The sequence below is a fragment of the Pseudomonas sp. GW822-FHT06B12 genome (genome assembly GCF_058799675.1).
The window spans coordinates 36,575-62,444 of record NZ_JBXALR010000019.1; the positions used below are offsets into that span (position 1 = coordinate 36,575).

A 25,870-nucleotide genomic window follows, 5' to 3' on the forward strand; every position below is an offset into this window, starting at 1 on the left:
CTCTCCATCTATCGATTCAAAAGGTGGACCACCCTAACCCGTACGGTTAGTTGTTAAAACAAAAGTTATATTCTTTTTTGTTATATGCCGTTACAACGATGACTGCCGGACTTGGACTGAGCCTAGCAGTTGACTGGCGTATTGAGCCTCAGCTGTACCTGTGCGTTATGCAGGTTTTTTCCTAAGCTTACTGATTGAGCCTTTCGACAAGGTCAATCCGTTGCCTGTTGTCACCGCCAGGTTTCCTTACGCCTAATCGATTCAACGAGAAAAAGACCATGAGCGACAACCGTCAGTGGGCCCGCGAAGCCATCCGGATCATTGAAGCCGACTTCCAGCGCAGCGCCGATACGCACCTGATTCCTTTGCCGCTGCCGGGATTGCCGGGCATCGAGTTGTACTTCAAGGATGAATCCAGTCACCCCACCGGTAGCCTCAAACATCGACTGGCGCGTTCGTTGTTTCTCTATGCGCTGTGTAACGGCTGGCTCAAGCCGGGAGCGCCGGTGATCGAGGCGTCCAGCGGTTCGACGGCGATTTCCGAAGCGTATTTCGCCCGCTTGCTCGGTTTGCCGTTCATTGCTGTGATGCCGGCCACGACCTCCCGGGAAAAAATTGCGCAAATCGAGTTCTACGGCGGCAAAAGCCATCTGGTGCAGGATCCGACGCAGATCTACGCCGAGTCCGAGCGTCTGGCCCGGGAGCATGATGGTCATTTCATCGACCAGTTCACCTATGCCGAACGCGCCACAGACTGGCGAGCCAACAACAACATTGCCGAATCGATTTTTCAGCAAATGCGTTTCGAACGTCATCCTGAACCGAGCTGGCTGATTTCCAGCCCTGGAACCGGCGGCACCACCGCGACCTTGGGGCGCTACGTGCGTTATCGCCAGCATTCCACCCGCGTGCTGTGCGCCGATGCCGAGCGTTCGGTGTTCTTCGAGTACTACCAGACCGGCGATGCGAGCTTGCGTCTGGACTGCGGTTCGCGGATCGAAGGCATTGGCCGGCCGCGGGTCGAGGCATCGTTCTTGCCGAAGGTCATCGATGCGATGGTCAAGGTGCCGGACGCGCTGTCGCTGGCGGCCATGCATTACCTGGCTCAGCGTCTGGGCCGGCACGTGGGCGGTTCCAGCGGGACCAATCTGATCGGGGCCCTGATGGCTGCCCAGCAGATGATTGCAGCGGGGGAGAGTGGTTCGATCGTGGCAATTCTGTGTGATAGCGGCGAACGCTACGCGACCACCTATTACGATCAGGACTGGCTGAAGGCTCAGGGGTATGAGTTGAGTGGTCTGATCGCGGCCGTTGCGGCCAGTGTCGAACGCGGCGAGCCGCTGCCGGCCAGCGTGTTGCGCGCAAACATCTGAAACCGCTCAGACGCTGAACATTCCTGTGGGAGCGAGCTTGCTCGCGATAGCGGCGGATCAGTCAACATCTCTGTTGAATGTTAATCCGTCATCGCGAGCAAGCTCGCTCCCACAGGGTTTCGGTCAGGCCTCGATACCGAGCATATCCCGCGCTACGGCTTCGGCAATACGAATCCCGTCGACACCCGCCGACAGAATCCCACCGGCATAACCGGCGCCTTCACCCGCCGGGAACAGGCCTTTGACGTTCAGGCTCTGCATCGACTCGTTACGGGTAATGCGCAGCGGCGAAGAGGTGCGGGTCTCGATCCCGGTCAGCACCGCGTCGTGCAGCGAGTAGCCGCGGATCTGCTTCTCGAAGGCTGGCAAGGCTTCACGAATGGCGTCGATGGCAAACGCCGGCAAGGCCAGCGCCAGATCACCCAGCGCAACCCCGGGTTTGTAGGACGGTTCGACGCTGCCCAAGGCTGTCGACGGCTTGCCTGCGATGAAATCACCGACCAGTTGCGCCGGTGCTTCGTAGTTGCTGCCTCCCAGCACAAAGGCGTGGGACTCCAGACGCTCCTGCAACTCGATCCCGGCCAGCGGGCCGCCCGGATAGTCGACTTCCGGGGTGATGCCCACAACAATCCCGGAGTTCGCGTTACGTTCGTTACGCGAGTACTGGCTCATGCCGTTGGTGACCACACGGTTTGGCTCGGAAGTCGCCGCCACCACGGTGCCGCCCGGGCACATGCAGAAGCTGTAGACCGAGCGACCATTCTTGGCGTGGTGCACCAGTTTGTAGTCGGCGGCACCGAGTTTCGGGTGACCGGCGTATTTGCCCAGGCGCGCGCTGTCGATCAGCGATTGCGGGTGTTCGATACGGAAACCCACCGAAAACGGCTTGGCTTCCATGAACACGCCACGACCGTGGAGCATGCGGAAGGTATCGCGGGCGCTGTGGCCGAGGGCGAGGATCACGTGTTTCGAGTGAATCTGTTCGCCGCTGGCGAGCTCGATACCGGTCAGTTGACCGTCTTCGATCAGTACGTCGGTGACGCGTTGCTGGAAGCGTACTTCACCGCCCAGCGCACGAATCTGCTCACGCATGTTTTCGACGACGCCGGTCAGACGGAACGTACCGATGTGCGGCTTGCTGACGTAGAGGATCTCTTCCGGCGCACCGGCCTTGACGAACTCGTGCAGGACTTTGCGGCCGTGGTGCTTGGGGTCCTTGATCTGGCTGTACAGCTTGCCGTCAGAGAATGTCCCTGCGCCGCCTTCACCGAATTGCACGTTGGACTCAGGATTCAGCACGCTTTTGCGCCACAGCCCCCAGGTGTCTTTGGTGCGCTGACGTACTTCCGTGCCGCGCTCGAGAATGATCGGCTTGAAGCCCATTTGCGCCAGCAGCAGCCCGGCGAAAATCCCGCACGGGCCGAAACCGACCACGATCGGCCGTTGGCTCAAATCCGTCGGGGCCTGGCCAACGACCTTGTAGCTGACATCCGGTGCCGCATTGACGTTACGGTCGTCGGCGAACGTGTGCAGCAACTTCGCCTCGTCGCGCACGCTGAGGTCGATGGTGTAGATGAAGCACAGTTCGGAAGATTTTTTGCGCGCATCGTAGCTGCGCTTGAACAAGGTGAAGTCGAGCAGGTCATCACTGGCGATGCCCAGGCGCTGCACGATGGCAGGCCGCAGGTCTTCTTCGGGATGGTCGATCGGCAACTTGAGTTCGGTGATTCGTAACATGACGGGATCCGGTTCGCGGGGGGCGCACAACTGCGCCAAAGGCGTTTCACAAACCGGCGATTATAAGCCTCAACGGCCCGTTCCGGTGAGGCTAAAACAGCATCCTGTCGAATCAGTCGTTACGTGAACCGCCGAAATACGCGCAGCCACGTTGTACCTGGCCGTTGACCCGCAGTTCGGCGCTCATGAATTGAACGCTGCCACGGGTGCTGTCGACGCAGCGTTGTGGCGCGATCCAGAGTTCAACGTGTTGGTCATTGGCTTCGCTACTGAGGCTGAAACGCCCGTCACCGAGTTGTTCTTCCAAAAACGGCAAAGCCAGCGCTGGCTGGCCGGCGCGCTCGACCACCATGCCCTTGGTGTTGACCTTGACGTTCCAGTCAGGCGTGTTGCCGCTGGCGCGCAGGATCAGCCGCTGGAAGTTGGGGTCTTCACAGGCCGTGCCCGAACGTTCGACGCGGTATAACTGCTGTACGTCGAACTGGGCAGCAGTGTCGGAGGATTTGCCAGCGGCAACCCGACCACGCACATCGGCGAAAATCTTGTGCTGTGCGCCCGCCAGTGTTGCGGCTTCCTGCAGGATGCTGGTGCTGCCGGCGTCATTGACGACATACAGCTTGTTTTCCTGGCACGGCTGAAACATCAGCTTGCCGTTGGCCATGCTGAGTTCGCCCTGCATGCGGGTCTGGCCCGCCGTGGACGGTTTCTCAGGCTGGCTCTGCAGCAGCTGGCAACCGGCGAATACAGGAAGCAGGGCGACAAACATCAGGGAACGGGCAGCACGCATCGTTGGGTCTCCAGACAAGTGCCGCCACGTTACTCAGCCTGACCGTTCATCACAACCCTGCAATGCATCTGCGTTCTGTAGGAGCTGCCGCAGGCTGCGATCTTTTGATCTTCGGTATTAAAAGATCGCAGCCTGCGGCAGCTCCTACAAACCGTGTTGGTCTTAGCCGACGTTGTAGGTCTGGCCGGTCTGCAAGCCTTCGACACTTTTCGCGTAGGCCAGCGCCACATCGGCGGCCGGAACCGGTTTGAATCCACGGAAGTACGGCGCGTAGCTGCCCATGGCTTCAACCAGCACGTTCGGGCTCACCGAGTTGATCCGCAGACCGCGCGGCAATTCAATCGCCGCCGCTTTAACGAAGCTGTCCAGGGCACCGTTGACCATGGCTGCCGAGCTGCCGGTACGAATCGGGTCGTGGCTGAGAATGCCGGTGGTGAAGGTGAATGATGCACCGTCATTGGCGAATTCACGGCCGATCAGCAGCAGGTTGACCTGACCCATCAGTTTGTCCCGCAAACCCAGCTCGAAGTCTTTTTCGGTCATGGTGGCCAGCGGCACGAAGTTGACGCTGCCGGCGGCGCAGATCAGCGCATCGAAGCTACCGGTCTGTTCGAACAGTTTGCGGATTGACTTGCTGTCACTGATATCCACCTGAAAGTCACCGCTCTTGCGACCAATGCGGATGATTTCGTGGCGCGGTGCCAGTTCTCGATCAATGGCTGAGCCCACAGTACCGCTGGCGCCAATCAGTAGAATTTTCATCGTGCTGCTCCTTTATGGGTTGGACTAAGTTTCAGTTTAGTGTGGTTTTTTTCATTGATAAGCGCGCTAATTGGCAACCTTTGGTTTTCAAATGGAAACAATCCATGAGCGAAATGGATGATCTGGCGGCGTTCGCAGTGTTGATCGAGGCCGGGAGTTTCACGCTGGCAGCGCAGCAATTGGGCTGTAGCAAGGGGCAACTGTCCAAGCGCATCAGCCTGTTGGAAGCACGCTTCAGCGTGGTGCTGTTGCAGCGCACCACCCGACGCCTGAGCCTGACGGCGGCTGGTGCGGCGTTGTTGCCGCAAGCTCAGGCGCTGGTGATTCAGGTTGAGCGGGCGCGTCAGGCCCTGGCACGCCTGAAGGACGATGTGGCGGGGCCCGTGCGAATGACGGTGCCGGTGTCGTTGGGAGAGACTTTTTTCGATGGGCTACTGCTGGAGTTTTCCCGGGAGTATCCCGAGGTGCAGATCGAACTTGAGCTCAATAACAGTTACCGCGACTTGTCACGGGATGGTTTCGATCTGGCGATTCGGTCAGAAGTGGCCAATGACGAGCGATTGGTGGCCAGGCCGCTGTTGGCCTGGCACGAGATGACCTGCGCCAGCCCGGCGTATCTTGAACAGTTTGGTGAACCGCAGACACCTGCGGACCTGATCAATCATCGTTGCCTGCTCAACAGTCATTACAGCGGCCGGGAAGAGTGGCTCTATCACCAGCAACATGAGCTGTTGCGGGTGCGGGTCTCGGGGCCGTTTGCCAGCAACCACTACAACCTCTTGAAGAAGGCCGCGCTTGCCCATGCGGGAATCGCACGCCTGCCTTCTTACTTGCTCCAGGCTGAACTGGCCGATGGCCGTTTGCGCTGGCTGCTGCGCGACTATCAGACCCGCAGCATGCCGATGTATCTGGTGCACCCATATCAGGGCGGTTTGCCCAAACGCACGCAGGTGTTGGCCGACTACCTGATAGGTTGGTTCAAGCGCAGCGGCGAAGCGCTGGATCGGCTTCAACGATAACGTCTGGCGATCAGTTGATCGATCGACAGCACGCCCGGACCTCTGGCCATCAAGTACAACAGAATCGCCGCCCAGGTGCCGTGAGTCGGGTAGGCGTCAGGGTAGACAAAGGTCTGAATGGTCAGGGTCATGCCCAGTAGCGCCAGGGCCGAGAAGCGTGTGGCGAAGCCGACGAGGATCAGGATCGGGAAGCAGTGCTCGGCAAAGGCCGCCATGTGCGCCGCCAGCTCCGGGGACAGCAGCGGAACGTGGTATTCGCTCTGGAACAACGGAATGGTCGAGTCTGCCAGGCGCGGCATCCCCAGCTCGAAGGTCCCGGAAATCAGGTCCACGGCAAAGCCCTCGACCTTGGTCTGGCCGGACTTCCAGAACACCGCCGCAATGGAGAAACGTGCAACGAAGGCAATCAGGCTGTGAGGGATCATCTCGAAAAGTTCGATGATCCGTTCGATCAGGCGGGCGATGGCGTTTGGCTGTTCGGTGCGCGCGTTCATGGCGATTCCTTGTCGTGATGCAAGCGGGTAATGGCGTTGTGGCCAATCAGCAGCGCCAGGCACTGGCTCAGGTCAAACGCCGGTGCGGCATTCAGGGCATCGGCCACGGCCTGCCCCAGAGGACGGTTGTTGTGCAGGCTATGGATGAAGGTCGTGGTGCCGACATCGATGGCAAAGACCTCGACCGCAAGACCGTTGCGTAGCACCAGCGCACTTTGCGGGTGATACGGCTCAAGGTTCCGGGGCGGGTCGTCAGCCTGATGGGCCGCCCATAGCGCAACCACGGCATACGCCGAGTTCAGCGTGAACGTTGATGGATGCAAATGAACGTGTAGCGCTGCGAGCGTTTCGGGCTCGCTCATGGCGGCAGCAATTCGCGCGGGTTCGACGGTGCTTGCATCCGCCGCGTGATAGGCCCTGACTCGCAAGCGCTCCAGCCGTGCAACGTCCGCGAGATACGGCACTGATGCGGCCGGTGCAAAGTGCTCAATGAAACTGGCGAAGTCGCTGCCGTAGTCGTTGATCAGCGCACTGGTCGGTGGGAAATCCCGCACATGGAACTGGGCCATGGCCCGGAAGAATTCATCGCCGACCAACTGCGAAACCACCGGATAACTGTCGGCCAAAGCGTTGATCAACGAACTCTGCACGTTATTGCGATACACCGCGAAACGGCTATCCGGATCAGCCCCGTTGGCGCTGAACAACCCGTCAGGGCAGGGCCGTTGAGGATCAAGCAGGGCGGCGGCGAAATCGGCTTGAGTGCTCATTGGCGAACCCCGGTGTAACCCAGCAACTCATCGGCCTGACGGGCCTCGGCGTGCAGCACGGAAAATGCAGGTATCTGATTGTCGCGCTCAATCAACGTGGCCACCGGGCCGATGCGTTCCAGAACGTGCGCGTACAACGCCCATACAGCGTTATCGATGGCTGCGCCGTGATCGTCGATCAGCAGGCGATCGCCGAGGTTGTCGGTGTCTTCGGCAAATCCGGCCAGATGAATCTCACCCACGGCGTGCAGCGGCAGTGCGTCGAGGTAGGCCAGCGGATCGCGCTGATGATTGATGCAGGAGACGTAGACGTTGTTCACATCCAGCAGCAAGCCGCAGCCAGTACGGCGAATGACTTCGGCGATGAAGCTGGCTTCTTCCATGCTGGAGCGCTGGAATTGCAGATAAGTCGCCGGGTTTTCCAGCAGCATGGGGCGTTTCAGACTGTGCTGGACCTGGTCGATGTGCTTGCAGACACGCTGCAGTGTCGGTTCGTCATAGGCCAGCGGTAGCAGGTCATTGAGAAACACCGGGCCGTGGCTCGACCAGGCCAGGTGTTCGGAAAAGGACTGGGGTTGATAGCGTTCGATCAGTTTGGCGAGGCGGGCAAGGTGCTCGGTATCCAACGGGCCTTCGGCGCCAATCGACAGGCCGACGCCATGCAGCGACAGCGGATACTGCTCGCGGATCAATCCCAGGTAGTGATGAAACGGGCCGCCGGCCACCATGTAGTTTTCGGCGTGGACTTCGAAGAAACCGATGTCCGGGCGGGTGCCGAGTACTTCACCGAAGTGCCCGGTCTTGAGCCCCAGCCCCGCGCGCGGCGGGAGCTCGGATGCCAACGCCTGAGTGTGAGGATGTACGTTGTGCAGCGATGAAGTGGTCATCATCAACACTCAGGCAGAGGTGGGGTTACGACTTGGCTTTGTAGGCGGCCAGTTGACCGAAGCCGGTCGGTGAGGTCGGGCTCGGAGTCTTCTCGCAAGTGCCTTTAGGTACCAGCTTGAAGTGATTGCTCTCGTAGTCGACTTTCGAGGTGCCGGCACAGGTGGTGCCTGCGCCTGCGGCGCAATCGTTCTTGCCTTTCATGGCGACGCCAAAGCATTTTTCCATGTCGGTGGCTGCGGCATGGGCGGTGGTCGGCAGAGCCGCGATGCTCAGGGCAGAACCCATGGCCAGGGCGAGGGCGGCGGCGGACAGGGTGCGAGTGGTAGCGGTCATGATGTTTCTCCAGTTGTGGGCGTGGTCAAGAAAGCGTTTGTGCTTGCTTACCCTAGTAGAGATGGGGCATTCGGGTTCGTTACAGCATGGCAAAAAATAATTGGTTCACACAAAAAAGTGTGGGAGCGAGCCTGCTCGCGATAGCGGACTGTCAGGCAACATCAATGTTGACTGCCAGACCCCCATCGCGAGCAGGCTCGCTCCCACACAGGCCGTTTTTTGTTGCAGCAGTGCTTAGCCGCCCAGGTACGCGTCGCGCACTTTAGGGTCGTTCAGCAACGCTTCACCGGTGCCTTGCATCACCACCCGGCCGTTTTCCAACACGTAGGCGCGGTCGGCGATTTTCAATGCCTGGTTGGCGTTCTGCTCTACCAGGAACACCGTCACACCATCCTTGCGCAGCTGTTCGATGATGTCGAAGATCTGCTGGATGATGATCGGCGCCAGACCCAGCGACGGCTCGTCGAGCAGCAGCAGCTTGGGTTTGCTCATCAGCGCCCGGCCGATGGCGAGCATTTGCTGCTCGCCGCCCGACATGGTGCCGCCGCGCTGGGCGAAGCGTTCCTTGAGTCGCGGGAACAACCCCAGGACCTTGTCCATTTGCTCCTGGTAATCGCCCTTGTCGGTGAAGAACCCGCCCATGGCGAGGTTTTCTTCCACGGTCAGACGAGCAAACACCCGACGACCTTCCGGGACCACGGCGATGCTTTTACGCATGATCTGCGCGGACTCCTGGCCGACCAGTTCTTCGCCCATGTAACGGATACTGCCGCTATGGGCCTGCGGCGAACCGCACAGGGTCATCAGCAGGGTGGACTTGCCGGCGCCGTTGGCACCGATCAGCGTGACGATCTCGCCCTGACGGACTTCGACGTTGACGCTGTGCAGGGCCTGGATCTTGCCGTAGAAGGTGGAAACGTTTTCGAACTGCAGCATTTACGCTTCCCCCAGGTAGGCTTTGATCACTTCAGGATTGTCGCGGATCTGTTCCGGCGTGCCGTTGGCCAGAGGCGTGCCCTGGTTGATCACGAAGATGTGGTCGGAGATGCTCATGACCAGTTTCATGTCGTGTTCGATCAGCAGCACGGTGACGTTATGCTCTTCACGCAGGGTGCCGATCAACGCCTTGAGGTCGTCGGTTTCCCGTGGGTTGAGGCCGGCGGCCGGTTCATCGAGCATGAGGATGCTTGGACGGGTCATCATGCAGCGGGCGATTTCCAGGCGGCGCTGCTGACCATAGGCCAGGGTGCCGGCCGGCCGGTTGGCGAACTCCTTGAGGTTGACCTTGTCGAGCCAGAACTCGGCGTAATCCATGGCCTCGCGTTCGCTACGGCGAAATGCCGGAGTCTTGAACAGACCGGCCAGGAAGTTGGTGTTCAGGTGCCGGTGCTGAGCAATCAGCAGGTTTTCCACGGCGGTCATATCCTTGAATAACCGCACGTTCTGGAAGGTCCGCACTACGCCTTTACCGGCGATCTTGTGACCGGGCAGGCCTTCGATCGCTTCACCGTTGAGCTGGATGGTGCCGGCGGTGGGCTGGTAGAAACCGGTCAGGCAGTTGAACACGGTGGTCTTGCCGGCGCCGTTAGGGCCGATCATCGAGACCACCTGTTTCTCTTTCACGCTCAGGGCCACGTTATTGACCGCCAGCAAGCCGCCGAAGCGCATGCTCAGGCCATCTACTTTCAGGATCTCTCTGCTCATTTACGCAGCTCCATGTGAGGACGTTGCATGGGCAGCAGACCTTGTGGACGCCAGATCATCATCAGCACCATCAAGGCGCCGAACATCAACATGCGGTATTCGCTGAAGTCACGCATCAGCTCGGGCAACAGGATCATCACGACTGCTGCGAGGACCACGCCCAACTGTGAGCCCATGCCGCCCAATACCACGATGGCGAGGATGGTGGCCGACTCGATGAAGGTGAACGACTCCGGCGTCACCAGCCCCTGCCGTGCGGCGAAGAAGCTGCCGGCGAAACCGGCGAAGCAGGCACCCAGGGTGAAGGCCGACAGCTTGATCACGGTCGGGTTCAGGCCCAGTGCACGGCAGGCGATTTCGTCTTCACGCAGCGCTTCCCAGGCACGGCCGATCGGCATGCGCAGCAGACGGTTGATCACGAACAGTGCGAACAGCGCCAGCAATAGCGCCACCAGGTAGAGGAAAACCACCTTGCTGACCGGGTTGTACGTCAGGCCGAAGAACTCGTGGAAGGTCTGCATGCCTTCGGCGGCCGTTCTGTCGAAGCTCAGGCCGAACAGCGTCGGTTTGGGAATGTTGCTGATGCCGTTCGGTCCGCCCGTGAGGCCGGTCAGGTTACGCAGGAACAGCCGGATGATCTCACCGAAGCCCAGGGTCACGATCGCCAGATAGTCACCGCGCAGACGCAGCACCGGGAAGCCCAGCAGGAAGCCGAAGGTCGCCGACATCAAGCCGGCGATGGGCAGGCAGATCCAGAAGCTCAGGCCGAAGTAGTGCGACAGCAGCGCATAGCTGTAGGCACCCACCGCGTAGAAACCGACGTAGCCCAGGTCGAGCAGACCCGCCAGGCCGACCACGATGTTCAGGCCCAGACCGAGCAGCACATAGATCAGAATCAGCGTGGCGATATCCACCGCACCGCGCGAGCCGAAGAACGGCCAGACCAGAGCGACGACGATCAATCCCATGATGACCCAGCGCTGGGTGCTGGGCAGGGTCAGGAACTGGCTCGCACCGGCCGGGATCAATTTACCTTTGGGCACGGAGCGCATGGCGGTCGTGTATTGGCGGTCGAATATCACCCGCAGGAACATCAGCACCGAACAGACGGCGATGATGATCAGCGTGGAAGTGCTGGCACCTTGAACTTCGAGGTTGATGCCGGCGATGGACAGTTTCAGACCGAGTACCGGGTACGCCACAGCCCAAACCAATAGCGCGCTGAAAAGCGCCTGTTTAAGATTCCGAATCATACTTTTTCAACCTCCGGACGGCCCAACAGGCCGGTTGGCCGGAATAACAACACCAGAACCAGAAGGCCGAAAGCCACCACGTCCTTGTACTGGTCACCGAATATATCGGCGCCGAATGCTTCGGCCACCCCCAGCACCAGACCACCGAGCATGGCGCCCGGAATGCTCCCGATGCCGCCCAGAACCGCTGCGGTAAAGGCCTTGAGGCCCACCAGGAATCCGGCGTTCGGGTTGATCACGCCATACTGCATGCTCAGCAGTACAGCCGCCACGGCCGCCAGGGCGGCACCGATGACGAAGGTCAGGGCGATGATGTTGTTGGTGTTGATGCCCAGCAGGTTGGCCATCTTGATGTCTTCGGCACAGGCCCGGCAGGCACGACCCAGACGTGAACGCGAGATGAACTGGGTGAGGCAGAGCATCACCACCAGGGTCACGACGAACACCAGGATCTGCATGTAGGAGATCAGCACTTCCTGTGCGCCGCCCGGACCGAAGCTGAAGCTGCCCGGAATCAGGTTGGGGATCGATTTGTCCTTGGAGTCCTGCGAGAGCAGTACGGTGTTTTGCAGGAAGATCGACATGCCGATGGCCGAGATCAGCGGGATCAGGCGGTTACTGCCCCGCAGAGGGCGGTAGGCGATCCGTTCGATACTGTAGCCGTAGGCACTGGTAACAACGATGGTCGCCAGGAATGCGGCGGTCATCAACAGCGGTAGAGAATGGATACCCAGCATGGCCAGTCCGGCAAGGACGATGAAGGCCACGTAGGAACCGATCATGTAGACCTCGCCATGGGCGAAGTTAATCATTCCAATGATGCCGTAAACCATCGTATAGCCGATGGCGATCAGGGCATATGTGCTGCCAATGGTCAGACCATTAACCAGCTGTTGGAAAAAGTGATAGATCTCAGGCATTACAGCGCTCCTAAAAACCTGATACGCATTTCACTGGTGGAGTCATTTTCCCGCTCAGGCCCCGTGGATCTGCATCCACTTCGAACGTGAGGTTTGCCAGCGAACCGCTGATGACGGTTTTGAGATTTTCAGGTGGGGAGGCTTCCGGATCACGGAGGCACGGCCCATTACCTCGTAAAACAAAGCCCACGGCACGCCGTGGGCTTTATTGGCAGTCAGTCAGGCAGCGCCTTACTGAGGCGAAACTTCGGTTTTAGGTTTGCCAAAGTGCCACTGGTAAACCACGAACTTGAAGTTCTTCAGGTCGCCCTTCGAGTCGAACGACAGGTCACCGGTCGGGGTCTTGAAGGTGCCAGCGCGGATAGCCGCGGCTACTTTGGTGGTGTCTTCGCTCTTCGCTGCCTTGATGCCTTCAGCGATCACTTCGACTGCCGAGTAGGCCGGGAACACGAACGGACCGCTCGGGTCCTGCTTCTTGGCGGCGAACGCGTCAACCAGTGCCTTGTTGGCCGGATCCTGGTCGAAAGATTTCGGCAAGGTCACCAGCAGGCCTTCGGAAGCGTCCTGGGCGATCTGCGAGATGGAGTCGTTGCCGACGCCTTCCGGCCCCATGAACTTGGCGTTCAGGCCTTTTTCCTTGGACTGACGCAGGATCAGGCCCAGTTCCGGGTGGTAGCCGCCGTAGTAGACGAAGTCGACGTTGGCTTGCTTGAGTTTCTGGATGATCGAGGAGAAGTCCTTGTCACCGGCGTTGAGGCCTTCGAACACGGCAACCTTGACGCCTTTGGCTTCGAGGGTTTTCTTCACGGCGGTGGCGATGCCTTCACCGTATTGCTGTTTGTCATGCAGAACAGCAACGATTTTCGGTTTTACGTGATCGGCGATGTAGTTACCGGCGGCAGGGCCCTGGGCGCTGTCCAGGCCGATGGTGCGGAACACCATTTTGTAGCCACGGTTAGTGATGTCCGGGCTGGTGGCGGCAGGGGTGATCATGATCACGCCTTCGTCTTCGTAGATGTCGGACGCTGGCTGAGTGGAGCTGGAGCAGAGGTGACCGACCACGAACTTGACGCCGTCGTTGACCACTTTGTTGGCGACGGCAACGGCCTGTTTAGGGTCGCAGGCGTCATCGTATTCTTTGGCTTCGAGCATCTTGCCGTCGACACCGCCCTTGGCGTTGATCTGCTCGATGGCCATTTTAGCGCCGGTGAACTGCATGTCACCGTACTGGGTCACTGGACCGGTTTTAGGGCCGGCGATGCCGATCTTGATGGTGTCAGCTGCGAACGAATGGCTGGCGACTCCGGCCAGAACCATAGCGGCAAACAGTTTGGAAATCTGCTTAGTAGCCTTATTCATAGTGCTCCACTCTTACTGTTGTAATTTTTATAGTCCTGGCGGCCAGAGCCACAGAACCGGATCGATATCCTGGATATCCTCCGGAAATGCCCCCCGGCAACTGTACCGGTACAGTGTAGAGCGCCGGTTGTTCGCTTGGAAAGCTGGCGCTCAGGGGCAAAACCTGAGGGTGTCGCATTTTTGAAAGAAAAAGACAGAATTGCGGCGGGATTTTGGCTGGGTAGTGGCCTGATTCAGCGGCTATCCTTGCTTTCCTGCAGTTCTCGATCAATGACTCTATTGCATCCGGGTTTTTCTGCCAGGGCACCGACGTTATGATTGCGCCGATTTCTTTTCCGGACAGGGCCCATGACTCAAGAACCTAGCACCCTCTATGCCAAGCTGCTTGGTGAAACCGCATCTATTACCTGGAAGGAACTCGAACCGTTCTTTGCCAAGGGTGCCCTATTGTGGGTCGAGGCCGATCTGGATTTGATCGAAGCAGCCGAAGCCGTGGCCGAGGATCAGGGCGAGAAAGTGGCTGCCTGGCTGGCTGCCGAGAAGGTTGCCAAGGTGTCTGCGACGCGGGCGCTGGATTTGGTCGAACGTGATCCGCAGCTCTGGGCGGTGGTGGTTTCGCCGTGGATTCTGATCCAGGAAAGGGCGCAGGCCTGACGGTTTGCACCGATTTGGTGCTGGCTGCGCTCGGGCAAAAGTGTGTAGCCGAGTAGCGTGATGGCAGGTTGCCGTAGAGAAATGCCACAGGCTGGCGGGGGGAAGGTTACGTAAACGTAACGGGAACAGTTGAGAGAGCAGCCGAACGGCTGCTTAATTGTTTCTGGATGTTGGATATGTGCTGGATGTGAGGACGCCATCGCGAGCAAGCTCGCTCCCACAGGATTCAGTGGCGTTCACAGAGTTTGTGTTCGACACCGATCACTGTGGGAGCGAGCCTGCTCGCGATTGGCCGCGACGCGATCAGACCGTCTTGCCAGTATGGTTATTCAGCGAAATGACCTTGGTCTTGCCGATGCGGTGACGGTAGATCTCGCGCAGGTACTTGATGGCTTTTTTCACGCAATCGCGCGACAGGCGGATGTCGTTGATCGAGACGAATTTGTCTTTGTCGTTGATCAGCTCGCGGTACTTCTTCTCGTACATCGGCTTGATCGCGTACCAGTTGGTGTCGAGGATCTTCGCCGGGTTTTCGAACTCGTTGAGCAGTTCGTCGATTCTGGCCTCGTCGAAGTCTTCATGAATGATGAAGTCGAGGATCGAGTTGTCCAGCGTTTCGTCGAAACGGTACGGGTTGCGTGCAAAGCAGCGTTTGATGAACGCCACGATCAAGGTCAGGAAATCGTCTGACAGGCACGGGCTCTTGGCGATCAGGGTGGTCAGCGAGAGGTTGGCCGAGGCGCCGATCACCAGTGCATAACGCTTGAGCGTGGTGTTGGGGAACAGGCTGTTGAGGTGAGTCTTCAACCGGTTCAGGTCCATATAGGACAGCTTGTAATCCTTGGGCAGCGACACGATCGACACGACCGACGAGCAGTTCTTGAAGAAGTGCAGGTCATGCAGGGCAGCAGCGTCGTAACCCGAGTTCTTGTATTGCTCCAGCGATGCGCGATAACGCTTGGACTCGATCGGCAACAGGCTGATGCCTTCGATGGCCTGGGTCACCTTATTGAAGTGCGGCAGGTCGATGGAGCGGAAGAACAGGTCGTCGATGTTCAGGCGCTGCGGCTCTTTGTCGAACACCTTGAACTTGTCACTGCTCGGTGCCGGTTGCTCTGGTACCACCGATTCGGCGTAGGCAATCGCCACTGGCCCGGCCAGACTCATGAACAGGTCGTTGGCGTCCAGGCGAATGGTTTCGCCGATATCGATACCGGCCCGACGGAAGTAGTTCTGGTCGTAGTCGGTAGTGACGGCCTGGGCCGTCAGAATGTTGAAGATCTGCTGCGAGATGTACTGGTTGGCGTGCTTTTCCATGGCATTGACATCAATGTTCTGGATATTGCCGTCATCGTTCTCTTCGGCGTAACGCATGATGTCGTTGGAGATCAGCATCATCGCATTCCATGGACGGATACGGCCCATGACGCTGGCTTCGCTGCTGTCTTCGTTGGCGAAGTTGTACGAAAAATCCCATTCTTCCGACAGGTACTTGCACAGCAGGCGACCGGCGTTGATGTGCAGAGCCTCAGACATTTCGCTGCGGTGATCGGAAATGTTCGGCAGTACGCAAATGCCGCTGGTGAAGATCGGCTCGAAAACGAAGGAGTGGCCGCTCTTGCTGTCGTGCTCGTCCACCGGTTTGGTGTCGAACGTCTTGTTCATGTACGAGTGCTGCTGGGCCAGGCCGAACTCCGAGGCCATGCCCGAACCGGTACCGCCGCCGGCGCTGAAGATCGAGAAGTACAGGCGCGACTGGTTGGCCTTGATGCCGCAGCTGTCGATCAGGTACGAATGAATCATCTTCCAGTCAGGGCTGGAGAAACGCTGGGTGTCCTTGTTCAGGATGATCTTCGCCAGGTACTGGCCGAGGATCGGCGCGTTACCGGCGCCACCGGCGTGGACTTCCGAGAGGTCCATGATCTTCATTTTGCTGTAGTCGCGCAGGAAGCCGCTTTTTTCGCCCTTGCGCGAGAAGCGGATACGTCCGGCGATGTCTTTGTCCAGGTCGCCGAGCATCACCAGCGGCTCGACCAGGAACACCGGTTTGGTGGCCTTGCCGGCACCCAGTTTCAGGTTGTTGCGAATCCATTGCGCAGGGCTGTAGCCTTTTTCAGCATAGGGCTTGTCTTCGTTGTTGAACTCGTTGAGGTAGAACTTGCGGGCGTTGTACACCAGCTCCGCGACGTCCAGCGCAATGTTCGAACCGCAGCGACCCAGACCGATCAGGCAAACCGAGGGAAACTCCTGCTGATGCAGTTCGTGGGTGTCTTCCAGGTGCGGCGGCTTGGGGAATACCAGATCGCGCAGGCCGTCGAGGTTGTCGAGGATGCGATCGGTGTTGGTCTCGGTGAAATACAGATACTGCTGAGTCGCAAGCGCTCGTGTGCTGGTCAATGGCTTCGGGACTGGAGGTTTATCCGTGGCGGCGGTGAGCGTCAGTTCGGATACCGCAGGGGCAGGATTATTTTTAGAAGTCATTGTGCGCCATGTGCCTGGACTGGTTGGTTTGGCGGCGAGATATCATCAAGCCATCACGAATAAAGAACTCGCGACTTTACATCGCGATAGTGTCCCCAGCGATAGGGCTTTACCTGAGCGTCGCTAGGGGGAATCCTTTCCTGATTGATGATGAATCGGCCAATATTTGGCGATCTTTAATCGAACAGAGGCAAATTGATGGCAACGTTACCTTCACTCGCGTTCGCTGGAATCGGCTTGATGGGTTTGCCGATGTGTCGGCGCCTATTGGCGGCGGGTTACTCACTGACGGTGTGGAATCGTGATCCGGCCAAGTGCGCACCGTTGGTCGAGGCCGGGGCGCGACAAGTGGCCACGCCTGCCGAGCTGTGTCAGCACGCCGATCTGGTGATGTTGTGCCTGGCCAACACCGAGGTGGTGCGCGAGGTGGTGTTCGGTGCGGCAGGCGTTGCGTTTGGCGCGAAAACCGGTCAGCTGCTGGTGGATTTTTCCAGTCTGGAACCCACGGCGACGCGGGAAATGGCTGCCGAGCTGGCCAGCCGTACCGGCATGGGTTGGCTGGATGCGCCGGTATCCGGTGGTGTAGCGGGTGCCGAAGCCGCCAGCCTGGCGATCATGGTCGGCGGCACATCTGCGGATGTTGAGCGAGTGCGCCCGGTGCTGTTGAGCCTCGGTCAACGGGTCACGCACATGGGCGCGGTCGGCGCAGGGCAGGTGACCAAGGCCTGCAACCAGATGATTGTTGCCTGCAATGCGTTGGTCATTGCTGAGGTGGTGGCGCTGGCCGAACGCTCAGGCGTGGATGCGAGCCTGCTGGCCGAAGCATTGAGCGGCGGGTTTGCCGACTCGAAACCCTTGCAGATACTCGCCCCGCAAATGGCCGAGAGCCGTTTCGAACCCATAAAGTGGCATGTTCGGACGCTGCTCAAGGACCTGGATGGTGCAGTGAAGTTTTCCCGCGAGCAGGGCTCGGCGACGCCGATCAGTGGACTGGCCGCACAGTTGATGCGCCTGCATGGTGGTCAGGGCTTTCTGGAAAAAGATCCCGCGACACTAATCCATCTATACCGCGAGCCAGACTTAAAGGACTGACAGGGTGTGGGTGTTTACGCTGGTTGATCTCGTTCAGTACCGGGCGCAATTCAGCCAGCGGTACCGGGCGGCTCAACAAGTAACCCTGAATAAAGTCGCAACCGAAGCGTTCGAGAAACTGGTATTGCTCCAGGGTTTCGACCCCTTCGGTGACCACCTGCAAATGCAGGGTATGGGCCATGACGATAATAGCCTGGACGATCTCCATGTCCTGGGTGGCCTTGGGAATGTCCAGGATAAACGAACGGTCGATTTTCAGGGTGTTCAGAGGCAAACGCTTGAGGTAGGCCAGCGACGAGTAACCGGTGCCAAAATCGTCGATCGACAACGAAACACCGAGTGCACGAATTTTGCGCAACAGCACCAGCGTATTGGCGATGTTGCCCATCAGTGCGTTTTCCGTAACCTCCAGCTCCAGCCTCTGCGGCGCGACGCTGGCCGCTCGCAGCGCACTTTCGACTTCTTCGGCGAGCTCTTCGCGAGCGAGATTGAGGGGCGAGCAGTTCACGGCGATTTTCAACGACTCGCAGCCGTGCCTGGACAGCTCGCTCAGGTCTTCGCAGGCTTTGCGCAGCACCCAGTTGTCGAGTTCGGCGATCAAGCCATTGGCTTCGGCAATCGGGATGAAGCGGTCGGGTGCGAGTAAACCGTGCACCGGGTGCTGCCAGCGAATCAGCGCTTCCAGTTTGGTGACCTGGCCGCTTTTGAGGTCATAGATCGGCTGGTAATAAAGCATCAATCCGTCTTCGTCGCGTAAGGCATTGCGCAGTTCTTCTTCGAGTTGCAGCGCCATCGTCGCCTTGGTTTTCAGGTTGGAGCTGAAGAAGTGCAGGCCGTTTCGGCCGTTGCCCTTGGATTGGTACAGCGCCAGGTCGGCGTGTTTCAGCAGTTCCTCGCAGGTTTTGCCGTCGTCAGGGAACACGCTGATACCGATGCTGGTGGTCATGACCATGCGCCTGCCGGCCAACTCGATCGGCTCCTTCATCTTTTGCATGATGCGCTGGGCCATGTGCCGTGCTTCGTCGCGCTCACGCAGGTTGATCAGAATGCAGAACTCATCGCCGCCAAACCGCGCGACCACATCATCGTGGCTGCGGGTCGAGCTTTTGATGTGGTTGGCGAGCACTTTCAACAGTTCGTCACCGGCGTCATGACCGAGGCTGTCGTTGATCCGCTTGAAGTGATCGATGTCCAGAAACATCACCGCCAGCATGCCGCCATGGGTGCTTTTCTCGATGAGCTTTTCGGCGAAGATCTGATTGAACCCTCGGCGGTTGATCAGGTTGGTCAGGGGGTCGTAGTGCGCCACTTGTTGCAGCGACATGCGCGCCTGATCCAGTTGACTGAGCAGCGCGTTGACCCGGCGCAGGTCATGGTCCTTGTGCTGCAGCTTTTTGTCGGCGAGGGCGGCGCTGATGCTGCTGCCGATGACCACCAGCGCGATCAGCGCAATCGTCAGCGCCAGTTGCAGGTGGTCGTCGTCGACCGACAGTTGCATGGGGACACCGGTCGGCAATACCAGGCTCATGGACTGCATGCCGGTGAAGTGCATGCTCACGATGCCGGCGCCGAGTACCAGGCTGGCGGTGTATTTGAGTACTTGATGAGCGATGCCGCCGCCGTTGCGCAGACCATGCGACAGCAGCAAGGCAATGGCGCTGGCACCGATGGCAATCAGGACCGACAGGCCGAACATGATTGGCTGGTAGTGGGCCACGGCGTTCGAACGCATCGCCGTCATTCCCACGTAATGCATGGTGGCGATGCCCAGTCCGATGCAAATCGAGGTTTGCACGTATTGCCGCACGTTCAGTTGAGCATTGCTCAGGGTGTTCATCGCTACAAAGGCTGCGATAAAGGCGATCAACAGGGAAAGCAGGGTGGCCGGCAAGTCGTAATGGATGTCGATGGGGGCCTGGAACGCCAGCATGCTGATGAAGTGCATGGCCCAGATACCGCCCGACAGGCAGCAGGCACCGACCCAGCGCCAGAGCCTTTGAGAGGCAGGATTTTCGGCATGACCGACGCGTTCGGCCATGTCCAGCGTGGCGAAGCTGGCTGCACAGGCAACCAGATAGGCCAGTAGCACCAGAAAGGGGTTATGAGTGCAATTGAGGACGACTTGCCCACTGCTCTCTGGCAGCTCGGTAATGAAATGCAAACCAAGCCACTCCATAGCATGCCCCGTCTCTGAGTCATCCAGCACCGGCGCCATGAACGCTGGCGAATGCTTGGAGTATAGAGGCCATGCGCAGAGTGCAAGGGATGGTGGCACATTGATTCTAACCATTTCGCAATAAGCCCAAGAACGTTTGGAAATAAATCGTCACGCGCGGGGGCTGGCCGTCATGGGCGGGTATCAGCCTGACGAATAATGACAGACAGCGGCCATGGCGCTGACTAGATTGCGGGTTCCGGGCTCGAATGCCGTCGGCAGTGAAGCCCTCATGACAATAAAAGAGACGGACTCATGCAGAACTCGACCCAAGCGGCGAATGCCTGGCGCATTCTGTTCCTGCTGTTCCTGGCCAATCTGTTCAACTTCTTCGACCGTACGATCCCGGCGATCATCATCGAGCCGATTCGTATGGAATGGCACCTCAGTGACTTTCAGCTGGGGATTATCGGTACTGCGTTCACCATCGTTTATGCCATTGCCGGTCTGCCGTTAGGGCGCATGGCCGACACGGGTTCGCGCAGCAAGCTGATGGGGTGGGGGTTGGCGGTATGGAGCGGGCTGACGGCGGTCAACGGTCTGGTGGGGAGTTTCTGGAGTTTCCTGATCGTGCGTATGGGGATCGGCATTGGTGAGGCCAGCTATGCGCCGGCCGCCAATTCGCTGATCGGTGATCTGTTCCCGGCGCACCGTCGGGCGCGGGCCATGGGTATCTTCATGTTGGGGTTGCCGCTGGGCCTGTTGCTGGCGTTCTTCACCATCGGCGCGATGGTCAAGGCGTTCGACAGCTGGCGTGCGCCGTTTTTCATCGCGGCGATACCGGGTTTGATTCTGGCGATCTTCATGTTCTTCATCAAAGAGCCCAAGCGCGGTGCGGCGGAATCGGTGCAAGTGTCCCAGGAGCGGGTGGATCGGCCGATTCGCCGGGTGCTGGCGATTCCGACCTTCCTCTGGCTGGTAATGGCGGGGCTGTGTTTCAACTTCGCCACCTATGCGTGCAACTCGTTTCTGGTGCCGATGTTGCAGCGCTATTTTCAGCTGCCGTTGCAGCAAGCTGCGGTAGCGACCGGGGTAATCGTCGGCGTGACCGGCTTGTTCGGTCTGACGCTGGGCGGTTGGGTGGCCGACAAGATTCACCAGCGCGTGGCCAACGGTCGACTGCTGTTTGCCGCGTTCAGTCTGATCATCTCGACCCTGTGCACGGCTTGGGCACTGCACGCCGGACGGATTGAAATCGGTGTGTTCGTCGTGGCGTTCAGCGTCGGTTGGTTGTTTGCCTACAACTTTTATACCTGCGTTTACACGGCCATTCAGGACGTGGTCGAACCGCGCCTGCGTGCCACGGCGATGGCGTTGTTTTTTGCCGGTTTGTATTTGCTGGGCGGCGGTCTTGGGCCGGTAGTGGTGGGCGCTTTGTCCGATCATTTCGCCCATGCCGCGATGCTGGCGGCCGGTGCCGGGCAAATGAGCGAGGCGTTCAAGGCGGTGGGGCTGCATGACGCGATGTACCTGATTCCGGTGGCGTTGTTTTTCACCATGGTGTTTCTGTTCCTGGCTTCGCGGTGTTTTGTGAGGGATGCGAAGCGGATGAAGGAAGGGCTGGTTGCTGTGGTTGGGCCTGGGGTTTCTGCGGCGACTGCATGATCGCCATCGCGAGCAAGCTCGCTCCCACAGGGGGGGGCGTCGTCGAGCACAAATGTTGCGTCATTGAAAATCAAATGTGGGAGCGAGCTTGCTCGCGATGAGGTCATCAGCAACAACACAACAATCAAGTATAAAAAAAGGCCCGCATCGCTGCGGGCCTTCTTTGTTTTAGCAGTGGAAGAGGAGGGATTAACCCGCCACCAGCACCCGGATCGCTTCCAGTCGCAGTGCCGCTTTGTCGAGCATGGCCAGGCCTTGCTCGCGCTGCTGACGCAGGGCAACCAGTTCGCTGTCGCGTACCGTCGGGTTGACCGCTTGCAGGGCGGTAAGGCGCGCCAGTTCTTCTTCGGTGTCAGCGGCCAGACGGCGCTGCGCTTCGGCCACACGTTCGGCGTGGCGCGGGGTGATCTTCTCTTCACCGGCATTGATGCGCGGGGTCAGTTGATCACGCTGGGCCTGGACAAACTTGTTGGCGCTGGCGCGTGGCACGCTTTCGAGCTGGTCGTTGAGGGTTTCGAACGAGACGCGGCCCGACAGGTCGTTGCCGTTGGCATCAAGCAGGCAGCGCAGGGCGGCCGGCGGCAGGTAACGGCCCAGTTGCAGCGAGCGCGGAGCAACCACTTCGCTGACATAGAGCAGTTCCAGCAACACGGTGCCAGGCTTGAGTGCCTTGTTCTTGATCAGCGCGACGGCGGTGTTGCCCATCGAGCCGGACAGGACCAGGTCCATACCGCCCTGAACCATCGGGTGCTCCCAGGTGATGAATTGCATGTCTTCGCGAGACAGCGCCTGGTTGCGGTCGTAGGTGATGGTGACGCCTTCGTCGTCGCCCAGCGGGAAGCTGGCGTCGAGCATTTTTTCGCTCGGCTTGAGGATCAGTGCGTTTTCCGAATGGTCTTCGCTGTCGATGCCGAACGCGTCGAACAGGGTTTCCATGTAGATCGGCAGGGCGAACTGATCGTCTTGCTCAAGGATCGCCTCAACCAGCGCGTCACCTTCGCCTGCGCCACCGGAGTTGAGTTCCAGCAGACGGTCACGGCCGCTGTGCAACTCGGCTTCGAGGTTTTCACGGGTGGTCCGGGCTTCATCGATCAGCGCTTGCCACTCGCCGTCATCGGCGTTTTCCAGCAGCGGCAGCAGGCGTGGGCCGAACTGATGCTGCAAGGCGTTGCCGGTCGGGCAGGTGTTGAGGAACGCGTTCAGCGCTTCGTGGTACCACTGGAACAGACGCTCTTGCGGACTGGTTTCCAGGTACGGCACGTGCAATTCGATGATGTGCTTCTGGCCGATCCGGTCCAGACGACCGATCCGCTGTTCCAGCAGGTCCGGATGCGATGGCAGATCGAACAGCACCAGGTGGTGGGAGAACTGGAAGTTGCGACCTTCACTGCCGATTTCCGAGCAGATCAGCACTTGCGCGCCGAACTCTTCGTCGGCGAAGTAAGCGGCGGCGCGGTCACGCTCAAGGATGTTCATGCCTTCGTGGAACACCGTGGCCGGGATGCCGGAACGCACGCGCAAGGCGTCTTCCAGGTCCATCGCGGTTTCGGCGTGGGCGCAGATCACCAGCACTTTGGTGCGCTTGAGCATTTTCAGCTGGTCGATCAGCCACTCGACCCGTGGGTCGAAGCGCCACCAGCGTTGTTCTTCATCTATATCCGGTTGCGCCTGGAAGCTGACTTCCGGGTACAGCTCGGCGTGTTCGCCCAGCGGCAGTTCGAGGTATTCGTCTGGGCACGGCAGCGGGTACGGATGCAGTTTGCGTTCCGGGAAGCCTTGCACCGCGGCGCGGGTGTTACGGAACAGCACGCGGCCAGTGCCGTGGCGGTCCAGCAATTCGCGCACCAGACGGGCGCTGGCTTCAGCGTCGCCTTCGTTGACGGCGGTCAACAGCGCTTCGCCTTCGTCACCGAGGAAACCCTGGATGGTTTTGTGCGCGGCCGGGGACAAACGCCCCTGGTCCATCAGTTCCTGAACGGCTTCGGCTACCGGGCGATAGTTCTCGCTCTCGGCGCGGAAGGCTTTCAGGTCGTGGAAACGGTTTGGGTCGAGCAGGCGCAGGCGGGCGAAGTGGCTGTCCTGACCCAGTTGCTCTGGGGTCGCGGTCAGCAGCAGTACGCCGGGAATGGTTTCTGCGAGCTGTTCGACCAGCGAGTACTCAGGGCTGACCTGATCTTCGTGCCACACCAGGTGGTGCGCTTCGTCGACCACCAGCAGGTCCCAGCCGGCAGCGAACAGCGCGTCCTGGGCTTTTTCGTCGTCCACCAGCCATTCCAGAGCGACCAGCGCGAGTTGGGTGTCTTCGAACGGGTTGCTGGCATCGCTTTCGATGAAACGTTCTTCGTCGAACAGTGCGACTTGCAGGTTGAAACGACGGCGCATCTCCACCAGCCACTGGTGCTGGAGGTTTTCCGGAACCAGGATCAACACGCGGTTGGCGCGACCCGAGAGCAGTTGGCGATGGATCACCAGACCGGCTTCGATGGTTTTACCCAGACCGACTTCGTCCGCCAACAGAACTCGTGGCGCGATACGGTCAGCGACTTCACGGGCAATGTGCAATTGGTGGGCGATCGGTTGCGCACGCACGCCACCCAGGCCCCAGAGCGAGGATTGCAACTGGCGGCTGGTGTGTTCCAGAGTGTGGTAACGCAGGGAGAACCAGGCCAGTGGGTCGATCTGCCCGGCGAACAAACGGTCGCTGGCCAGACGGAACTGGATGAAGTTCGAGAGTTGAGTCTCAGGCAGGGTTACTACTTCGTTCTGCGCGTTGAGCCCGTGGTAGACCAGCAGGCCGTCGACGTCGTCGACTTCGCGCACGGTCATTTTCCAGCCTTCGAAGTGAGTGATCATGTCACCCGGCGAAAACCTCACACGAGTGAGGGGCGCATTCCGTAGCGCGTACTGGCGAGTGTCGCCAGTGGCCGGATAGAGCACGGTCAGCAAGCGACCGTCCTGTGCCAGAACGGTGCCTAAACCTAGCTCGGCTTCGCTGTCACTAATCCAGCGTTGCCCCGGTTGATACTGCTGCGCCATGCTGCCTGACTCCCGCCTTGAAAAAGCCGACTATATTAACGGATGCAGGTGCCGAGGCCAAAGGGTTACTCAGTAGGAGCTGCCGAAGGCTGCGATCTTTTCAGGCTTTGAAGATCAAAAGATCGCAGCCTGCGGCAGCTCCTACGTGTGTGTTGAGTTGCAGTTTGCGACCGGTGGTTCAAGTCGCGGCCTCAGCAGCCGACAGCCTGCCGTCAGGAGACTAATACTATGCTGCCACCGATGCTCCCCTTGAGTGCCGTGCCGATCACTTCCCAGCAGGACCCGATTCGCCAGCGGCCGGATATTCCGCCGGTGGTGCCGGTGGAGGCGAGCTCCAGTGAAAGCACGATCGACCTGCACAAGCGTCATGCCGAAGAGTCGGCGCTGTTGTTGCGCGAAGAGCAGCGGCGTCAGCAGGAACGCGACAGGCGTCGTCGTGAAGCCGAAGAGGATCCTGAGGAGCACCTGGCCGTGCCGGGTGACGAGTTGAACGCCGACAATACGGTACCGGTGGTCCCGTTGATGGACGATCAGCCGCGTCAGGGGTTGTGGGTCGATATCGAGGTCTGATGCTTGCACACTTTTTGTTGCGCTCTGATGCTGCGGGCGGCTGGTCAGCGCCAGCCATTGGCCGCATTATTGGCAAACCTTGAGCGGGCAGGGTGACGGTGGTCGCTGTGCTTCGCCTGTATTGACCTTGAAGATGTAAGCCACGCCATGAGCCAAGACGACAAGCTGATCGACCTCAACACCGAGCGTGCCAAGCGCGTGCATGACCTCAATGAAAAGCGCCTGAACGAAGTGCGTCAGGCTTTCGAACAGGCCATGCCTTTGGGCAAAACCAAAAAAAAGCCGAAAAACAAACCGAAAAACAAACCGAAAAAGCGTTGAGCCTCCTGCATCTGTTGATGCAGGTCAGTTATTTCCCCTCCTTTATGCCCTGTCTTGGGCGGTATTGATCCCGGTCAATTTTCTTTCGTGCCTGATTGGTTAACTTAGCCCCATCGCAACAGGGCAAGTGCAGGAGGCCAGTCATGTTTTTCGATAATGTGGTGATCGCCGGAGTGCTGACTGTCGGCCTCATGGTTCTGTTTTTTGCCGGGTTTGGATTCTTTATCTGGAAAGACGCACATAAGCGCAAAAAGCCTTAGGTCTTTCTGGAAGCACGAGCACGCAAGGCATTTTGGGCGACTTCGGTCGCCTTTTTTTTTGCCCGCAATTCCCCGTAGGAGCTGCCGCTGGCTGCGATCTTCTGATCTTGGCGGCCTGATAGCCGGCCAATCTCTTGCAGATGTACACAGTTCAACTGTGTGGCTTGCCTGCGATGGCGGCCTGACAGCCGACCAATCCCTTGCGGATGTACATAGATCTACTGTGGGAGCGAGCCT

Annotated in this window: 23 protein-coding genes; 8 read left to right on the top strand and 15 right to left on the bottom strand. The window is 59.2% G+C overall.

All coding sequences use genetic code 11. From position 1 onward, the window contains the following. Positions 1-278: 278 nt before the first annotated feature. The gene (locus AC1RKH_RS27540) at positions 279-1,373 is read left to right on the top strand and encodes a PLP-dependent cysteine synthase family protein (protein ID WP_493063376.1); all 1,095 of its coding nucleotides are present in this window, start codon (positions 279-281) and stop codon (positions 1,371-1,373) included. A gap of 123 nt (positions 1,374-1,496) precedes the next feature. Here AC1RKH_RS27540 and AC1RKH_RS27545 read toward each other — a convergent pair whose 3' ends face one another. From AC1RKH_RS27545 to AC1RKH_RS27555, 3 genes are all read right to left on the bottom strand, one after another. Continuing rightward, a complete protein-coding gene (locus AC1RKH_RS27545; RefSeq protein ID WP_493063377.1) occupies positions 1,497-3,110 on the bottom strand; it encodes an NAD(P)/FAD-dependent oxidoreductase in 1,614 nt (537 codons plus the stop codon). Between the two features lie 112 nt (positions 3,111-3,222). Next, complete coding sequence (locus AC1RKH_RS27550) at positions 3,223-3,897, bottom strand: COG3650 family protein (protein WP_493063378.1); 675 nt, start codon at positions 3,895-3,897, stop codon at positions 3,223-3,225. A 162-nt stretch (positions 3,898-4,059) separates the two neighbouring features. After that, the gene (locus tag AC1RKH_RS27555; protein ID WP_493063379.1) at positions 4,060-4,659 is read right to left on the bottom strand and encodes a short chain dehydrogenase; all 600 of its coding nucleotides are present in this window, start codon (positions 4,657-4,659) and stop codon (positions 4,060-4,062) included. 104 nt (positions 4,660-4,763) lie between these two features. Between AC1RKH_RS27555 and AC1RKH_RS27560 the strand changes: the two genes are divergently transcribed. Continuing rightward, positions 4,764-5,678: a LysR family transcriptional regulator gene (locus tag AC1RKH_RS27560; RefSeq protein ID WP_493063380.1), complete on the top strand. Its 915-nt coding sequence runs from the start codon at positions 4,764-4,766 to the stop codon at positions 5,676-5,678. On the opposite strand, the gene AC1RKH_RS27565 is transcribed toward AC1RKH_RS27560, so the two are convergent. From AC1RKH_RS27565 to AC1RKH_RS27605, 9 genes are all read right to left on the bottom strand, one after another. Next, positions 5,669-6,172 carry a DoxX family protein gene (locus tag AC1RKH_RS27565; RefSeq protein WP_493063381.1) on the bottom strand — a complete coding sequence of 168 codons (504 nt, stop codon included), beginning with the start codon at positions 6,170-6,172 and terminating at the stop codon, positions 5,669-5,671. The genes AC1RKH_RS27560 and AC1RKH_RS27565 overlap by 10 nt on opposite strands. Further along, positions 6,169-6,942, bottom strand: coding sequence for an HvfC/BufC family peptide modification chaperone (locus AC1RKH_RS27570; RefSeq protein WP_493063382.1), 774 nt, complete (start codon positions 6,940-6,942; stop codon positions 6,169-6,171). Before AC1RKH_RS27570 ends, AC1RKH_RS27565 begins: the two co-directional genes overlap by 4 nt. Further along, positions 6,939-7,832, bottom strand: a complete 894-nt coding sequence (bufB, locus tag AC1RKH_RS27575; protein ID WP_493063383.1) for an MNIO family bufferin maturase — start codon at positions 7,830-7,832, stop codon at positions 6,939-6,941. The genes AC1RKH_RS27570 and bufB overlap by 4 nt, the downstream gene beginning before the upstream one ends. 22 nt (positions 7,833-7,854) lie before the next feature. Beyond that, positions 7,855-8,163 (bottom strand): BufA1 family periplasmic bufferin-type metallophore, encoded by a 309-nt coding sequence (locus AC1RKH_RS27580; RefSeq protein ID WP_493063384.1) that lies wholly within the window; start codon positions 8,161-8,163, stop codon positions 7,855-7,857. A 234-nt stretch (positions 8,164-8,397) separates the two neighbouring features. Next, a complete protein-coding gene (locus AC1RKH_RS27585) occupies positions 8,398-9,099 on the bottom strand; it encodes an ABC transporter ATP-binding protein (protein WP_401118723.1) in 702 nt (233 codons plus the stop codon). After that, on the bottom strand, positions 9,100-9,867 hold the full coding sequence (livG, locus tag AC1RKH_RS27590) for a high-affinity branched-chain amino acid ABC transporter ATP-binding protein LivG (protein WP_123428284.1): 768 nt from the start codon (positions 9,865-9,867) through the stop codon (positions 9,100-9,102). Next, entirely contained in the window at positions 9,864-11,120 is a 1,257-nt protein-coding gene (locus AC1RKH_RS27595; RefSeq protein WP_493063385.1) for a high-affinity branched-chain amino acid ABC transporter permease LivM, read from the bottom strand. The genes livG and AC1RKH_RS27595 overlap by 4 nt, the downstream gene beginning before the upstream one ends. After that, positions 11,117-12,040 carry a high-affinity branched-chain amino acid ABC transporter permease LivH gene (livH, locus tag AC1RKH_RS27600; RefSeq protein WP_493063386.1) on the bottom strand — a complete coding sequence of 308 codons (924 nt, stop codon included), beginning with the start codon at positions 12,038-12,040 and terminating at the stop codon, positions 11,117-11,119. Before livH ends, AC1RKH_RS27595 begins: the two co-directional genes overlap by 4 nt. Positions 12,041-12,271: 231 nt before the next feature. Continuing rightward, positions 12,272-13,399 (bottom strand): branched-chain amino acid ABC transporter substrate-binding protein, encoded by a 1,128-nt coding sequence (locus tag AC1RKH_RS27605; protein ID WP_123428278.1) that lies wholly within the window; start codon positions 13,397-13,399, stop codon positions 12,272-12,274. 348 nt (positions 13,400-13,747) lie between these two features. On the opposite strand from AC1RKH_RS27605, the gene AC1RKH_RS27610 reads away from it, so the two are divergent. Then, positions 13,748-14,053, top strand: a complete 306-nt coding sequence (locus AC1RKH_RS27610; RefSeq protein ID WP_401118711.1) for a DUF2288 domain-containing protein — start codon at positions 13,748-13,750, stop codon at positions 14,051-14,053. 303 nt (positions 14,054-14,356) lie between these two features. On the opposite strand, the gene AC1RKH_RS27615 is transcribed toward AC1RKH_RS27610, so the two are convergent. Next, the gene (locus AC1RKH_RS27615) at positions 14,357-16,534 is read right to left on the bottom strand and encodes a hypothetical protein (RefSeq protein WP_123428273.1); all 2,178 of its coding nucleotides are present in this window, start codon (positions 16,532-16,534) and stop codon (positions 14,357-14,359) included. 195 nt (positions 16,535-16,729) lie between these two features. Between AC1RKH_RS27615 and AC1RKH_RS27620 the strand changes: the two genes are divergently transcribed. Then, positions 16,730-17,626 (top strand): NAD(P)-dependent oxidoreductase, encoded by an 897-nt coding sequence (locus AC1RKH_RS27620; protein WP_493063387.1) that lies wholly within the window; start codon positions 16,730-16,732, stop codon positions 17,624-17,626. On the opposite strand, the gene AC1RKH_RS27625 is transcribed toward AC1RKH_RS27620, so the two are convergent. Further along, a complete protein-coding gene (locus AC1RKH_RS27625) occupies positions 17,517-19,802 on the bottom strand; it encodes a putative bifunctional diguanylate cyclase/phosphodiesterase (protein ID WP_493063388.1) in 2,286 nt (761 codons plus the stop codon). The genes AC1RKH_RS27620 and AC1RKH_RS27625 overlap by 110 nt on opposite strands. Before the next feature lie 294 nt (positions 19,803-20,096). Between AC1RKH_RS27625 and AC1RKH_RS27630 the strand changes: the two genes are divergently transcribed. After that, complete coding sequence (locus AC1RKH_RS27630; RefSeq protein WP_493063389.1) at positions 20,097-21,446, top strand: spinster family MFS transporter; 1,350 nt, start codon at positions 20,097-20,099, stop codon at positions 21,444-21,446. 189 nt (positions 21,447-21,635) lie between these two features. Here AC1RKH_RS27630 and rapA read toward each other — a convergent pair whose 3' ends face one another. After that, a complete protein-coding gene (gene rapA, locus AC1RKH_RS27635; protein ID WP_493063390.1) occupies positions 21,636-24,482 on the bottom strand; it encodes an RNA polymerase-associated protein RapA in 2,847 nt (948 codons plus the stop codon). Between the two features lie 228 nt (positions 24,483-24,710). Here rapA and AC1RKH_RS27640 point away from each other — a divergent pair, with 228 nt between their 5' ends. The 3 genes from AC1RKH_RS27640 to ccoM all read left to right on the top strand — a co-directional run bounded on the left by AC1RKH_RS27640 (position 24,711) and on the right by ccoM (position 25,633). Then, complete coding sequence (locus AC1RKH_RS27640) at positions 24,711-25,052, top strand: aspartate-semialdehyde dehydrogenase (protein ID WP_123428264.1); 342 nt, start codon at positions 24,711-24,713, stop codon at positions 25,050-25,052. 147 nt (positions 25,053-25,199) lie between these two features. Then, complete coding sequence (locus AC1RKH_RS27645; RefSeq protein WP_493063391.1) at positions 25,200-25,373, top strand: hypothetical protein; 174 nt, start codon at positions 25,200-25,202, stop codon at positions 25,371-25,373. A 143-nt stretch (positions 25,374-25,516) separates the two neighbouring features. Further along, on the top strand, positions 25,517-25,633 hold the full coding sequence (ccoM, locus tag AC1RKH_RS27650) for a cytochrome c oxidase subunit CcoM (protein ID WP_007926603.1): 117 nt from the start codon (positions 25,517-25,519) through the stop codon (positions 25,631-25,633). Positions 25,634-25,870: the final 237 nt, after the last annotated feature.